This is a genomic window from Pseudomonas sp. PVC-3-1 (assembly GCF_057444315.1).
The window spans coordinates 3,893,699-3,907,379 of sequence record NZ_CM172023.1; the positions used below are offsets into that span (position 1 = coordinate 3,893,699).

A 13,681-nucleotide genomic window follows, 5' to 3' on the forward strand; every position below is an offset into this window, starting at 1 on the left:
CGCTTTCTGGCAGCGGCTTCAGCTCGGGTTGTGCGGGCCCACCAGCTTCAGCCACTCATCGGTCTCCACTTCACCGGCAATGCGTAGCTGCGGCCGGGTCTCGTCGAACAGCACCAGGGCGCTGCCGTACTCGGGAGTATCGGTCTCGCGCACCTTGAGGTTCTCGCGCAGCAGGTCGAAGCATTCGCTGTGGGTGACCAGCACCAGGTTGCGATGCGCGGTCTTGTGTTCGCGGATCTGCGCGGCAAGGTCGCCGTCCTTGCAGGTCAGCAGCCAGTCCTGGCGCGCGACGCTCTGGTTGAACATCAGGTCGGCGGTCTGCATGGTGCGGTTGGCGGGGCTGCTGTAGATGTCGGTGGCCGTCAGGCCCAGGCGGGTGATGCTGTCACCCATGCTCCGGGCCAGGGCGGCGGCGCGCGCGGTGATACCGTCGGCAGCGCCCAGGCACTCGGCGCTGGAACGGTCGCAGCGCTCCATGTGGCGCACCAGCAGCACGACTCCGCCGCGGGCCCAGTTCTGGGCGAACAGGCTGCTGCTCGGCACGTCTTCCAGTGGCGTGGGCAGCGAGCGCCAGGCCACCAGGGCGAGGGTGGTGCAGGTCAGCAGGGAAGCGGCCAGAAGGCGAAGGCGGGGCAAGGGGCATCCTCGTGCGCAGGCGTCCGCGCGGGATGCGGGAAGCTGGGTGCATGCTGCACCGGGCGGGTGACAATCACGCGATGGGTTGATGACGGGGCGGTGATGAAAGTTCCCCCTGCCCATCGGAAGTTTGAGGGCTAGCGGGCGCCTTCGACCACGCTGACGGTGGCGGTGGTGCCGGCTCTGAGGCGGTCGCGGCCCTTGTAGTCCGGGTCGATGGCGATGCGCACGGGGATGCGCTGGGCGAGTTTCACCCAGGTATAGCTGGGGTTGATGTTCGCCAGCAGGCGCGCGCCGGGGGCGTTCTCGCGGTCGGTGATGGCGAAGGCGATGCTTTCGACGCGACCGTCGAAACGTTCGCCGCTCATCAGTTGCACGTCCACCGCATCGCCTTCGTGGATACGCGGCAGCTTGGTTTCCTCGAAGTAGCCGCCGACGTAGAAGGAGTCGCTGTCCACCAATGCCACCAGCGAATGGCCGGCGGTGGCGTAGTCGCCGGCGCGGGTCAGCAGGTTGGTCACGTAACCGTTCACCGGCGCCACCACCTGGGTGCGCTCCAGGTCCAGGCGGGCCTGCTTCTGCGCGGCTTCGGCGAGGGCGACGTTGGCCTGCGCCAGGCCCAGGTTGGCCTGCTCGCGCAGCAGTTGCGCCTCGGCGACGGTGACATCGGTATGCGCCTTCTCCCATTCCTCGTTGGAGATCGCCGAGCGCGCCTTCAGCGCCTTGCGGCGGACTTCCTCGCTCCGGCGCTGCTGCAGCAGCGCCTGGTTGGCGGCGATGGCGGCCTGGGACTGGCCGAGCGCGGCGCGGGCGACTTCCACTGCGCGGTCGGCGTGCAGTACCGCCAGTTCGTAGCGCGCCGGGTCGATGCTCAGCAGCAGCTCGCCTTTGCTGACGTGCTGGTTGTCCTCCACCCGCAGGTCGACGATGCGCCCGGTGACGTCCGCCGAGACGGTCACCACGTCGGCGCGCACTCGGGCGTCGCGGGTCCAGGGCGCGCGGGTGTAGTAGGTCCAGGCGAAGTAGCCGAGAATCAGTGCGAAGCCGACAACGGCCAGGGTGATCAGTGGTGGCAGGGCTTTGCGCAGGCTGGCCATATTCAGTGCAGGGCTCCCATGAGCAGGATCAGGCCCGCGCAGATGCAGGCGTAGAGCGCGCCTTCGAACAGCGCCTCGTGCCACACCAGGCGTAACACGCCGAGGCGGCGCAGGCTCCAGTCCAGCAGCAGGAAGATCGGCAGGGCCAGCAACAGCGCCTGGGCGAGCGGCGGCAGGTAGACCCCGCCCAGTTCGATATCAACGGGCATGCAGTGCGGCTTCCCCGTGGTCGTCGTGGAAGGCGGCGGACTCGCCGTAAAGGTCGCGGAAACGCTCCAGCAGGTCGGCCGCTACCAGTAGCGCCACGCCGCTGACGAAGACCGGGCGCATGGCATCGCCGCTGGGGTAGTTGCCGTGGCTTTGCAGTTCGTCCAGCTCATTGCCCAGCTCGCGCATGGCGGGCAGTACCCGGTGCAGCGGCGCGGCGGGCGGCTGGTCAAGGCAGGCGGCGAGTTCATCGAGCAGCAGCGACAGGCGCTCGCGCAGGGCTTGCGGCAGGCCGTTGGGGTTCAGGCTCTCGCGGCGTAGCTGGTGCAGCACCACGCCCAGGGTCATGCTCGCCAGGCTGCACTGGAAACGCTCGCTCGAGTGCGGGTCGCGCGCCGCCGGCAGCAGCCCGAGCATGATCGCCAGGCGATCCACCATGCGGCTCTCGAACAGGAAACGACGTGCCTCGCTGGGTTTGGACAACAGCACCGAACGCACCTCGGCGCGGGTCCGGCGCGACTGGCGACGCAGGCGTGCGTCGGCGTCGAAGGGGAACACCCAGGCGTACACCAGCAAGGCCAGCACCCCGGCGCTGACATAACCGCCGGCGAACTCGAACCATTGCAGCGAGGTATTGATCCACGCGCCCTGGTTCTGCGGGCCGACCAACAGGAAGGTGGATAGCCCAAGGCCAATGCCGATGCCTGCGGTCTGCGGATTGGCCAGCCCTACCGCGATCACGTACAGCAGCGGTGTGAGGAACAGCGCGAGCATCTCGAAGTCGCCGACGCTGGGCAGCAACAGGAACTGCAGCAGCGCGGCCGCCACCAGGGCCATGGCCAGCCCACGCATGTACGCCAGGCTCGCCATCAGCGGGCGCGGGAAGGTGGCGAGCAGGGAGCAGAGGATGCCCACCAGAATCATCCCGGCGCGGGCGCCGTCCCAGGCGGTTTCGATCCAGATCCAGCCGGCGCAGCACAGTGCGACGAAGGCTCGGGTGGCGTTCATCGCAGCCAGGTGGAAGTCCAGGTGCAGCGCGTGGGCCTGGCTTTGCGGGTAGGAGCTGCTGCCGGGGCGGCCTTCCTGGATCGCTTCGCTCAGCTCGATCATCTCGTCCAGCTGCTGCATCAGCCGCGCCTGCTCGAAGCGCAGAGCCCAGGCCAGGGAGCGCAGCGAAGCGGGGAGGCCGTCGGCCAGCTCCTCGGCCTGCCGCGCGGCGGCGTCGAAGCGCTGGCGCAATTGGGTTATGCGCTTGCGGGTGGCGCCGGGCAGGTGGCGGCCAAACTCGGCCAGCTCAGCCAGGCAGGCCAGTTCATCCTCGCGCAGGCGCCGTACGGATTCGGGCAGCGGGCCGCTCAGGCGCGCCTCGATCAGCTTGCGCTGGCGTCGCAGGATGGCTAGCCGCGACGTCATCAGCACCAGTTGGTTGGCCAGCTGTTGCACCAGCTCATCAGCGCCGCGCAGGCGCGGTGCATCGAAATAGAGGTGGCGGCGCAGCATCTCCAGGGCGGCGATTTCGCCCAGCAGCTGCTTCTGCCGTTGCTGGAAATCTTCCTCCAGTTCCTCGCCCCGGATCACTGCGGCGGCGTGCACGGCGATCAGGCGGATCAACTGGTCAACCTTGGCGAAGTAACCGCGTGCCACGCTTTGCGGGCGGGCGAAGAACAGGCTGACCAGGGTCACGCACGCCACGCCCAGCAACGTTTCGGTGACCCGGGTGATGGCCAGGGTGTAGGTGGATTCGGGCGCCGGCTGGGCCAGCAAGGCGACGATCACGGCGGTGAAACCGCTGAGCACGAAGGCGTGGGAGTGAGTAAAACGCATCAACGTGCCGCCCGCCGTGCAGATCGCCAGCCACAGCGCCAGGGTGACGATGAAGGGCAGCGGCGCCTGGGGAAACAGCGCCATGATGGCCACGGCAACCATGGCGCCAATGGTGGTGCCGATCACCTGGGCGAAGCTTTTCTGCAGGGTCATGCCGGCCAGCGGGGTGCTGATGATCACCACCGTCATGGTCGCCCATTTGGGCTGGTCGAGGTCCAGCAGGAACGCCAGGTACAGCGTCAGCAGCCCCGCGAGCACGGTGCGCAGGGCGAACAGCAGGGTATCGCGGCCAGGGTGGATGATGGCGCGCAGGTACAGCAGCATGGGTGACATGCCAGGCCCCTTCGATCTGAGCGGGACGGCACGGCGTTACAGCGCGGTGCCAGCGAACCTTGATCAGTGTGGTAGAGGATCGCCGACTGTGCGGGAAATTTCCTTCAGCCGGTGGCATGCAGCGACTGCGCCAGACGCTCCTGGATAAAGTCGAGGAAGCACTGGATGCGCAACGCCAGCTGCGAGTTGCGGTAGTACACCGCATGAATCGGCTGGCGGCGTTCGCTGGTCATCTCCGGCAACACGCGCACCAGTCGCCCGGCGCGGATGTCGTCGCAGGTCATGAAGCTGGCAAGGCAAGCGATGCCCTGGCCGCCGATGGCCAGTTGGCGCAGGGTTTCGCCACTGGAGGCGGACAGCGACGGGTCGACCGTGAGGGTATCGCCGCCAGCGTGGCGGATCGGCCAGACGTTCAGCGCCTCGGGCTGGGTGAAGCCCAGCAGCGAGTGGCCGAGCAACTGCTCCAGGTTGGTCGGGATGCCGTGGCGTTCCAGGTACTCCGGCGCCGCCAGCAGGTTCAGGCGGCTGCTGCCGAGCGGGCGGGCGTGCAGGCTCGAGTCGGCGAGGTGACCGATGCGGATGGCGATGTCCGTGCTCTGTTCCAGCAGGTCGATGTTCAGGTCGTTGGTGTTGAGTTGCAGCTCGATGTCCGGATAGCGCTCGCGGAAGGCGCCGATGTGCGGCACCACGGCGTGCAGCATGAAGGGCGATGCGGCGTTGATCCGCAGGCGCCCGGCCGGGGACTGTTGGCGCAGGGCCAGGCGCTCTTCCAGGGCATCCATCTGTTCGAGGATATGTCGGGCGTTCTCGAGGAAGAACTCGCCTTCCTCGGTCAGCTTCATTCGCCGCGTGGTGCGGTTGAGCAGGGTGGTGCCAAGCTTTTCCTCGAGCTTCGACAATGCCCGGCTGACCGCCGAGGGCGTCAGCCCCAGCTGTTCGGCGGCGGCAGTGATGGAGCCGCAGTCGATGACAGTGGCGAAGGTCTTGAGTTCGTCGGAGTGGGCTTTCATCGGCGGGCCTGTCAGGAAGCGGCGGGGTGGATTGTAGGAGGGGCAGCGGGGCGTTGTCTCGGGGTGATGGGTGTAGGAGCGAGCTTGCTCGCGAACAGATTCCTGGCAACTGCGGCGTTGGGCGGTTCGCGAGCAAGCTCGCTCCTACAGGCTGACTGCGGTGCTTCGGTCGTCGTAGGAGCGGACTTTGTCCGCGATTGACTCATCGTCACTCCGTTCAATTACGGAGCACGGCCAGCCAATCGCGGATGGAGTCCGCTCCTACGGGATATCGCACCAGTCGAGGCCAGGATCAGTACGTCCCCGGATACGCCCCGCCATCGAGCAGCAGGTTCTGCCCAGTGAGGTAGCCGGCCTGTGCGCTGCAAAGGAACGCGCAGAAAGCGCCGAATTCCTCTGCGGTGCCGAAGCGTCCGGCGGGGATTTCCCGTTTTCCGGCTTCTACCAGTTCGCCTTCGTCCTGGCCGCTGAGGTTCGCCGCGCGGTGGAAGCCGCTGCGCAGGCGGTCGGTATCGAACGAGCCGGGCAGCAGGCCGTTGATGGTCACATTGTTGCCAGCAACCTGAGGCTGGCGAGCAACACCGGCGACGAAGCCGGTCAGGCCGCTGCGCGCGCCGTTGGACAGGCCGAGGGTGGCGATGGGCGCTTTCACCGAACCGGAGGTGATGTTGACGATGCGCCCGAAGCCGCGATCGGCCATGCCGTCGAGGGTGGCCTTGATCAGCTCGATGGGCGTGAGCATGTTCAACTCCAGGGCGCGCAGCCAGTCTTCGCGCTCCCAGTCGCGGAAATCTCCGGGCGGCGGGCCGCCAGCGTTGTTGACCAGGATGTCCACCTGCGGGCAGGCGGCGATCAGTGCGGCGCGTACGTCCGGCTGGCTGATGTCGCCAGCCACCTCGCGCACCTCCACGCCCAGTTGGCGAAGTTCGGCGGCGGTGGCGGCGAGGGTGTCGACGTCGCGTGCGTTGATCGCCAGGTTCACGCCCTCGCGGGCCAGCGCCAGGGCGCAACCCTTGCCCAGGCCCTTGCTGGCGGCGCAGACCACCGCCCAGCGACCCTTGATGCCCAGATCCATGTTGTTCTCCTGATATAGGTAGCTAACCCTGTAGGAGCGAGCTTGCTCGCGAACCAAGCCCCGCTGCAATGCGGTTCGCGAGCAAGCTCGCTCCTACGAAAAGCGCAATTCAGAGCCATCGGCGCGGTCAGGCAACGACCATCGGCGCGGGCAGCAGACTGATCCATTTACCGCCGCCTTCGCCGGACTTCAAGCGGCGCAGCGCTTCGGGCAGTTCGGCAAAGTCGAAGAACTGCTTCGCCGGGGCCTGCAGCTGGCCGTCGGCGACGCCCTGCATCAGGTTTGCTGCAGCTTCGTGCAGCTGCTGCCAATCGAGGACTTCGCCGTGGGCGTGGATGCTGTTGAGCGCCACTTCATGCAGTGAGATGGCGGTGCTGAAGGCCGGCAACGGCGCATTTTCCTGGCGATCCTGGATGCACACCAGATGGCCGTTGTAGCCCAGCAGCGGGGCGAGGCTGGCGGCGTGGTTGCCGCTGACCGTATCGAAAATGCCATGCAGGCGGCGAGGGCCGAGGGCTTCGCGCAGGTGTTGGGACCACTGGCCGTCGCGGTAATCGAAGACACCGGCGACACCCAGTTGCAGCAGGCGCTCACGGTGTTTCGCCGAGGCCGTCACCCACACGCGCAGGCCGCGCTGCAACGCGAGTTGGGCCAGCAGGTAGCCGACCGCGCCGCCAGCGCCCGTTACCAGTACGTCGCGATTGCTGCAGGCTGGCAGCTTGTCCAGCGCCTGCCAGGCGGTGAGGCCGGGGCAGGGCAGGCTGGCGGCTGTGGCGTCGTCCAGTGCATCCGGCACCGGGTAGACGGCGCGGGCGCGCAGCAAGCTGTACTCGGCAAAGCTGCCGCCGCGGGTCAGCGCCTGGTGGTAGGCGACGCGGGCGCCGGCGCGCAGGTTTACCTCGCTGCCCACGGCGATGACGATGCCGACGCCATCCACGCCGGGCACCTGGCCTTGCTGCCAGTCGTCGCGGCCCCAGTCGATCATCTTCCAGTCCACCGGGTTCAGGGCGATGGCGGTGTTGGCCACCAGCACTTCGTCCGGGCCCGGCGCAGGTACCGGCAGGTGGGCGAGGCTCAGTCCGTCGAGGCTGGCGCCGGGCGTCCAGGTCCAGGCGGCATAGTGGTTTGCGGTCGTAGGGCCGTTTGTACTCATGAAAACTCCTCGAAAACAGGAAAGCCGCCCCGAGGGGCGGCTGTCGATCAGCTACGGATCAGTCCCAGGCCGGGGCCAGGCTTTCCGGGCTGGTGATGCGCTCGTTGCGCTCCAGCGCGGCGATGGCGGCCATGTCGGCATCGGTCAGGCGCAGGTCGACGGCGCGCAGGTTGCCTTCCAGATTCTCGCGCTTGGTGGATGACGGAATTACCGAGTAACCCAGCTGCATGGCCCAGGCCAGGGTGACCTGCGCCGGGGTAACGCCGTGGCGCCTGGCGATCTCGATGATCGTCTCGTCGCTCAGCACCTTGCCGTAGCCCAGGGTCATGTAGGAGGTGATGTGGATGCCCTGGCTTTTGGCGAAATCGACGACCTTGCGGTTCTGCAGGTACGGGTGCAGTTCCACCTGATTGGTGGCGATCTGGCCGGCGCCGACGGCAGCGATGGCTTCCTGCATCAGCGCGATGGTGAAGTTGGATACGCCGATTTCGCCGGTCAGGCCCTGGGCCTTGGCTTCGGCCAGGGCGCCCATGAACTCGGCTACCGGTACCTCGCCCTTGGGCGACGGCCAGTGGATCAGGGTCAGCTCGACGCGATCGGTACGCAGCTTGTGCAGGCTGTCCTTGAGGCTGGGGATCAACTTGTCGGCGGCGTAGTTCTCGGTCCAGATCTTGGTGGTCAGGTACAGCTCGTCACGCTTGACCCTGGCGCTGGCAATGGCCTCGCCAACGTCGGCTTCGTTGCCGTAGATCTGCGCGGTGTCGATGGCACGGTAGCCCAGGTCCAGCGCGGTGCGGATGGAGTCGATGACGGTCTGGCCCTTGAGGCGGAAGGTGCCGAGGCCAAATGCGGGAACGCTCATGGGATGTCTCCTTGGTCGATCAGTGGGTGGGAACCGCGCCAGGGGCGGTCGGTTCCATGGAATTTCTGCGGTCCAGACGACCACTCAGGGCGGTCAGGCCGAAAGCGGCGAGGGTGACGACGGCGGCGATCCACGGCGTATGGCCCAGGCCCAGGTGGCTGACGACAAGGCCGCCCGCCCAGGAGCCGCCGGCCACGCCGAGGTTGAAGGCGGCAATGTTGAAGCCGGCGGCCACGTCCACTGCATCCGGTGCCACGCGCTCGGCCTGTTGCACGACATACACCTGCAGACCGGGGACATTGCCGAAGGCCACTGCACCCCAGGCCAGCACCGTCAGAACCACCAGCCACGGGTTGCCGGCAGTGAAGGTCAGCACCAGCAGTACCGAAGCCAGCAAGCCGAAGATGATCTTTAGGGCGCTGACCGGGCCGCGCTTGTCGGCCAGGCGGCCACCCCAGATATTGCCGATGGCCACCGAGACACCGTAGGCCAGGAGTACGGCGCCGACCATGTTCGGGCTGAAACCGGCGAGGTCCTGGAGGATCGGTGCGAGGAAGGTGAAAGCGATCAACGAGCCGCCGTAGCCCACGGCGGTCATCGCATAGACCAGCAGCAGGCGCGGTTGCAGCAGCACGCGGGCCTGGCGCAGCAGCGGTGCCGGCGGGGTGTGCTGGATGTTCTTGGGTACGAACAGCAGGCTGCCGAGCAGGGCGACCACGCCGAAGGCGGCGACCACCAGGAAGGTCACGCGCCAGCCCAGGTGCTGGCCGATGAAGGTGCCCAGCGGGATGCCGGTGACGAAGGCGACGGTCATGCCGCTGAACATGGTGGCGATGGCGCTGGCGGCCTTGTCCTTGCTCACCAGGTTGGTGGCGATGATCGAGCCGACCGAGAAGAACACGCCGTGGGCGAGGCCGGTGAGAATCCGCGCGATGATCAGCGATTCGTAGCTGGGCGCCTGCCAGGCCACCAGGTTGCCGACCGTGAACAGCGCCATCAGGCCGACCAGCAAGGCCTTGCGCGGGATGCGCCCGGTCATGGCGGTGAGCAGCGGTGCGCCAATGGCGACGCTGAGGGCGTAGAGGCTGACCAGCAGGCCGGCGGAGGGCAGGGTGACGCCCAGGTCGGTGGCGATGGTCGGAATCAGGCCGACGATGACGAACTCCGTCGTGCCGATGGCGAAGGCGCTGAGCGTCAGCGCCAGGAGTGCGAGGGGCATGGTGTGGGGCTCCGGACGAATGGGATGCGATGGCAGGCATTGTCCGGAAGTCGGCCCTTGAGAAAAACGCGGCAAACGGCAAAGGATAGTTGAGCTGGAGTCATGAATGGTGCGACGGTCTACGCTGGACGTCATGTCACCCGAGGAGTTGGACCATGCACTACACCGGTACCTGCCACTGCGGTGCAGTGGGCTTCGCCTTCGAAGCCGAGCTGGATGAGCTGGTGCGCTGTGATTGTTCGCTGTGCGGCAAGCGCAACGCCCTGATGGCGACTGTGCCAAAGGACCAGTTCCGGCTCACCCGCGGCGACCAGGCGTTGCGCCTGTATCGCTGGAACAGCGGCGTCGCCCTGCATTACTTCTGCGGGACTTGCGGCATCTACGTCTACCACCAGCGCCGCAGCAATCCGGCGATCCTCAGCGTCAATGCCAGCTGCATTGACGGCCTCGACTCGGAGTCGCTGCCGTTGCGGCGCGTCGACGGCAAGAGCATGAGCACCGTGGCTGGCCCGAGCGTGTAGGAGCGAGCTTGCTCGCGAACCCGTCCAGCTTCGAAGCCGCCGGGAAACTCATTCGCGAGCAAGCTCGCTCCTACACGTCAATGCAGCATGCCGCACTAGAGGCAGGCTTTGTGCAGGAGCGGACTCCGTCCGCGATTGACTGAGCGCCGCGCCGATCAACACCCACCGACGAAAAAAGCCCCGCACAAGGCGGGGCTTCTTCTTTATCTATGCGCGATCAGTTGGCGGCTGCGGCAGCGGCGGCCATGTCCGATACGCTCTCGCCACGGTGCGCGCTGAACTGCGGAGCCAGCGAACCGACGATCATGCCGATGGCGCTGCAGATCAGGCCCACCAGTTGCGGCGGCCAGAAGTCGCCTTCCTGGTAACCCAGCTCCAGCGATACCCAGCCGATCAGGCCGCAGGCGATGGCGGTCAGGGCGCCCTGGGTGGTGGCGCGCTTCCAGAACAGGCCGAAGAACAGCGGCACTACGGCAGCGACCAGGGTCACCTTGTAGGCGTTGCCGACCATCTCGTAGATGCTGGCGTTGGACAGCAGGGCGAACAGGCAGGTGGCGACGGTCATCGCCAGCACGCTGCAACGCATGGCCAGCAGGGCCTGACGGTCGTTCATGTTGGGCAGGAAGTGCTTGACGATGTTCTCGGTCAGGGTCACCGACGGGGCCAGCAGGGCGCCCGAGGCGGAGGACATGATGGCCGAGAGCAGGGCGCCAAAGAACATGATCTGGGCGAACAGCGGAGTACGTTCCAGGATCAGGTGCGGCAGGATCTGCTGGGAATCTTCGGCCAGCCAGTGCTTGACCATCTCCGGCTCGATCATCGAGGCGGCGTAGATCAGGAAGATCGGCAGCATGCAGAAGACCAGGTAGCAGCAGGCACCGGTCATGGTGGCGCGCTGGGCGATCTTCTCGGTCTTGGCCGACATCACGCGGGCATACACGTCCTGCTGCGGGATCGAGCCGAACATCATGGTTACCGCGGCGCCGAGGAAGGCGACGATGTCTTTGGCCGAGGTGCCATGCAGGAAGGTGAACTTGCCTTCGCTGGCGGCATGGCTGATCACGTTGACCGGGCCGCCGGCCATGTCGCCGATCAGCCAGACCAGGTAGAACAGGCCGCAGACGATGATGATCATCTGCAGGAAGTCAGTCAGCGCAACGGACCACATGCCGCCGAACAGGGTGTGCAGCAGGACGATGATGGTGCCGATGATCATGCCCTGGGTGGTGGTCAGGCCACCGTCGGAGAGCACGCTGAAGACCACGCCCAGCGCGGTGATCTGCGCAGCGACCCAGCCCATGTAGGAAATGATGATCACCAGGCTGGTGAAGATTTCCACGTGTTGGCCGAAGCGCTTGCGGAAGAAGTCACCGATGGTGAGCAGGTTGAGGCGATACAGCGGGCGGGCGAAGACCACGCCGACCAGCATCAGGCAACCGAAGGAGCCGAAGGGGTCTTCGATGATCCCGGCGAAGCCTTCTTCGAGGAAGGTGGCCGGAATGCCCAGCACGGCTTCGGAGCCGAACCAGGTGGCGAACACCATGGTCACGACGAGGGGGAAGGACATGCTACGACCGGCGGCCGCGTAGTCCGAGGAGTTGTGCACGCGGGTGGTGGCGTAGAAACCGACAGCTACGGTGATCACCAGATACACCGCTACAAACCAGATCAGCATTTGTTCGTTCCGTTGGCTCGCCGGGAACCGTACCGCCGAGACGAAACTCGGGCAGGTGGGCCACGACTGACAAAGTTGTTTTTGTTGTGTTGCGCGGCCGAGGTCATCCGGTGCACCAGGCAGGGGAGCCGGAAAAACGTAACCAGTTGCGACAACGGGCCGCAGTCTGCCAAATCCGTTAAATATGTCAAACACTTGAATCGCTCATGAGCGAAAAAAATTACATCCTTAGACGAATGGTGTAGCTAAAGGATTGATTTGATTGGTTGCTAACGATCTTGGGTGACCGTTTAGTCGTTTATTTTTTACAGCCTATGTTCGATAAGCAGAACATCCGCCAAGCCGCTAGGCTCTTGGCACGGCACGTTTTCAGGAGCGTTCATGTTCGAGCATTTCGATCTGGCTCAACTGCTTTCCAGCTACGGTTATCCGGTACTTTTCCTCGGGTGCCTGCTGGAGGGCGAATCGATACTGCTGTTGGCAGGTATTGCGGCGCACCAGGGTTTGCTCGGCTTCACCCCGGTGGTGTTCTGGGCGACGCTGGCGGGAACGCTGGGCGACCAGTTGCTCTTCTGGGGCGGCCGCCGCGCGGGCGACCGTGCCGTGCCCTGGCTACAACGGCGGGGGCTGGCCGTCGAGCGGGTGACCGGTTTGATCGAGCGCTATCCGCACCTGTCGATCTTTGCGGTGCGCTTTCTTTACGGCATGCGGCTGGCCGGGCCGCTACTGATCGGCGCGAGCCGGGTAGGGCCGCTGCGCTTTTTGCTGATCAACCTGCTCGGCGCTTTCTGCTGGGCGCTGCTGTTTGCCAGTGCCGGATACTGGGCCGGCCAGTTGCTGGAGCAATGGCTGGGCAACCTGCGGCCTTACCGCCTGCCGGTGTTCGTCGCGGTGGCGCTGGTGTTCGGTGGTCTGGCCTTGTGGCGCTACGGGCGGCACAGGCACAAGCGCAAGCTCGGCACATCCGCGAACTGATCGCCAAGTCCTTGATACAGAGCGGTTTGGATTCGTGCGCGGGGCGATTAGAATCGCCGCTCTTTCGTTCAAGGACGCTGTCATGAGCCTTTACCAGCCCGGCATTCTCGCCACCCCGGTTCCCGCCCACGCCCGCCACCTGTTCTTCGATCTGAAGTCGCTGCAGGACCTGCCGGCTGCGCTGGACCGCCTGATGCAGTTCGCCGATGGCGAGCACGCGGTGGTTGGCTTCGGCGAGTCGTTGGTGCGCGCGCTGGGTCGCCGCATCGACGGGCTGCGCGAGTTCCCGGCGATCTCCGGCGTGGGCGTCGACAACCCGTCCACCCCGCATGCGCTGTGGGTCTGGCTGCGTGGTGAGGAGCGCGGCAGTCTGCTGCTGCGCACCCAGGAACTGCAATCACTGCTGGCCCCGGCGCTGGAGCTGACCAGCCTGACCGAGGCCTTCCGCCACGGCAGCGGCCACGACCTGACCGGTTACGAGGACGGTACCGAGAACCCGCAGGACGATGACGCCATCGCCGCCGCCATCGTAGAGGGCGACGCCGGGCTTGCTGGCGGCAGCTTCGCCGCGATCCAGCAGTGGCGCCACCAGTTGCAGGACTTCGCCGCGCTGCCGCAGCACGAGCGCGACGACATCATGGGTCGTCGCCTGAGCGACAACGAGGAGCTGGACGATGCGCCGGAGTCCGCCCACGTCAAGCGCACGGCCCAGGAGAGCTTCGAGCCGGAAGCCTTCATCGTGCGCCGCTCCATGCCCTGGACCCAGGGCCAGGACGCCGGGCTGATGTTCCTCGCCTTCGGCTGCACCCTGGATGCCTTCGAAGTGCAGCTGCGTCGCATGAGCGGGCTGGAGGACGGCATTACCGACGCGCTGTACCGCTTCAGCCGACCGCTGACCGGTGGCTACTACTGGTGCCCGCCGCGCAAGGATGGACTGCTGGACCTGAGTGCGCTGCTGGGCTGATCCTCCTGCTGCGTCGCAAGAGCCCTGCCATGGCGCAGGGCTTTTTGTTGGGCCGGTGCATTCGCGGTTGTACGCCGTTTCGCTGTGGGGCGAAGAGCCGGCGCATAACGTCGAACGTTATGCGCCCTAC

13 protein-coding genes are annotated in these 13,681 nt (G+C 66.1%); 3 read left to right on the forward strand and 10 right to left on the reverse strand.

The window, feature by feature from the left end:
• Positions 1-18 precede the first annotated feature (18 nt).
• The 9 genes from pmrG to AC2T4A_RS18245 all read right to left on the reverse strand — a co-directional run bounded on the left by pmrG (position 19) and on the right by AC2T4A_RS18245 (position 9,416).
• A complete protein-coding gene (gene pmrG / locus AC2T4A_RS18205; RefSeq protein WP_416749479.1) occupies positions 19-636 on the reverse strand; it encodes a lipopolysaccharide core heptose(II)-phosphate phosphatase PmrG in 618 nt (205 codons plus the stop codon).
• A gap of 137 nt (positions 637-773) precedes the next feature.
• The gene (locus tag AC2T4A_RS18210; RefSeq protein WP_486741440.1) at positions 774-1,733 is read right to left on the reverse strand and encodes an HlyD family secretion protein; all 960 of its coding nucleotides are present in this window, start codon (positions 1,731-1,733) and stop codon (positions 774-776) included.
• Positions 1,734-1,735: 2 nt separating this feature from the next.
• Positions 1,736-1,942, reverse strand: a complete 207-nt coding sequence (locus AC2T4A_RS18215) for a DUF1656 domain-containing protein (protein WP_045207441.1) — start codon at positions 1,940-1,942, stop codon at positions 1,736-1,738.
• Positions 1,932-4,097: an FUSC family protein gene (locus tag AC2T4A_RS18220; RefSeq protein WP_416749483.1), complete on the reverse strand. Its 2,166-nt coding sequence runs from the start codon at positions 4,095-4,097 to the stop codon at positions 1,932-1,934. The genes AC2T4A_RS18215 and AC2T4A_RS18220 overlap by 11 nt, the downstream gene beginning before the upstream one ends.
• Before the next feature lie 104 nt (positions 4,098-4,201).
• Entirely contained in the window at positions 4,202-5,107 is a 906-nt protein-coding gene (locus tag AC2T4A_RS18225) for a LysR substrate-binding domain-containing protein (RefSeq protein WP_416749485.1), read from the reverse strand.
• Between the two features lie 292 nt (positions 5,108-5,399).
• The gene (locus AC2T4A_RS18230; RefSeq protein ID WP_416749487.1) at positions 5,400-6,182 is read right to left on the reverse strand and encodes an SDR family oxidoreductase; all 783 of its coding nucleotides are present in this window, start codon (positions 6,180-6,182) and stop codon (positions 5,400-5,402) included.
• 127 nt (positions 6,183-6,309) lie between these two features.
• Positions 6,310-7,335, reverse strand: coding sequence for a zinc-binding dehydrogenase (locus tag AC2T4A_RS18235; RefSeq protein ID WP_486741441.1), 1,026 nt, complete (start codon positions 7,333-7,335; stop codon positions 6,310-6,312).
• Positions 7,336-7,393: 58 nt separating this feature from the next.
• The gene (gene dkgB, locus AC2T4A_RS18240) at positions 7,394-8,197 is read right to left on the reverse strand and encodes a 2,5-didehydrogluconate reductase DkgB (protein ID WP_478379812.1); all 804 of its coding nucleotides are present in this window, start codon (positions 8,195-8,197) and stop codon (positions 7,394-7,396) included.
• Between the two features lie 19 nt (positions 8,198-8,216).
• The gene (locus tag AC2T4A_RS18245) at positions 8,217-9,416 is read right to left on the reverse strand and encodes an MFS transporter (protein ID WP_416749493.1); all 1,200 of its coding nucleotides are present in this window, start codon (positions 9,414-9,416) and stop codon (positions 8,217-8,219) included.
• A 155-nt stretch (positions 9,417-9,571) separates the two neighbouring features.
• On the opposite strand from AC2T4A_RS18245, the gene AC2T4A_RS18250 reads away from it, so the two are divergent.
• On the forward strand, positions 9,572-9,937 hold the full coding sequence (locus AC2T4A_RS18250; RefSeq protein WP_486741442.1) for a GFA family protein: 366 nt from the start codon (positions 9,572-9,574) through the stop codon (positions 9,935-9,937).
• A gap of 217 nt (positions 9,938-10,154) precedes the next feature.
• Here AC2T4A_RS18250 and AC2T4A_RS18255 read toward each other — a convergent pair whose 3' ends face one another.
• Positions 10,155-11,612 (reverse strand): high affinity choline transporter 1, encoded by a 1,458-nt coding sequence (locus tag AC2T4A_RS18255; RefSeq protein ID WP_416749497.1) that lies wholly within the window; start codon positions 11,610-11,612, stop codon positions 10,155-10,157.
• A 381-nt stretch (positions 11,613-11,993) separates the two neighbouring features.
• Here AC2T4A_RS18255 and AC2T4A_RS18260 point away from each other — a divergent pair, with 381 nt between their 5' ends.
• Together AC2T4A_RS18260 and AC2T4A_RS18265 are read left to right on the forward strand one after the other, a co-directional pair.
• Positions 11,994-12,587, forward strand: coding sequence for a DedA family protein (locus AC2T4A_RS18260; RefSeq protein WP_478379810.1), 594 nt, complete (start codon positions 11,994-11,996; stop codon positions 12,585-12,587).
• Between the two features lie 82 nt (positions 12,588-12,669).
• Positions 12,670-13,551, forward strand: a complete 882-nt coding sequence (locus tag AC2T4A_RS18265) for a Dyp-type peroxidase (RefSeq protein ID WP_478379809.1) — start codon at positions 12,670-12,672, stop codon at positions 13,549-13,551.
• Positions 13,552-13,681 lie beyond the last annotated feature (130 nt).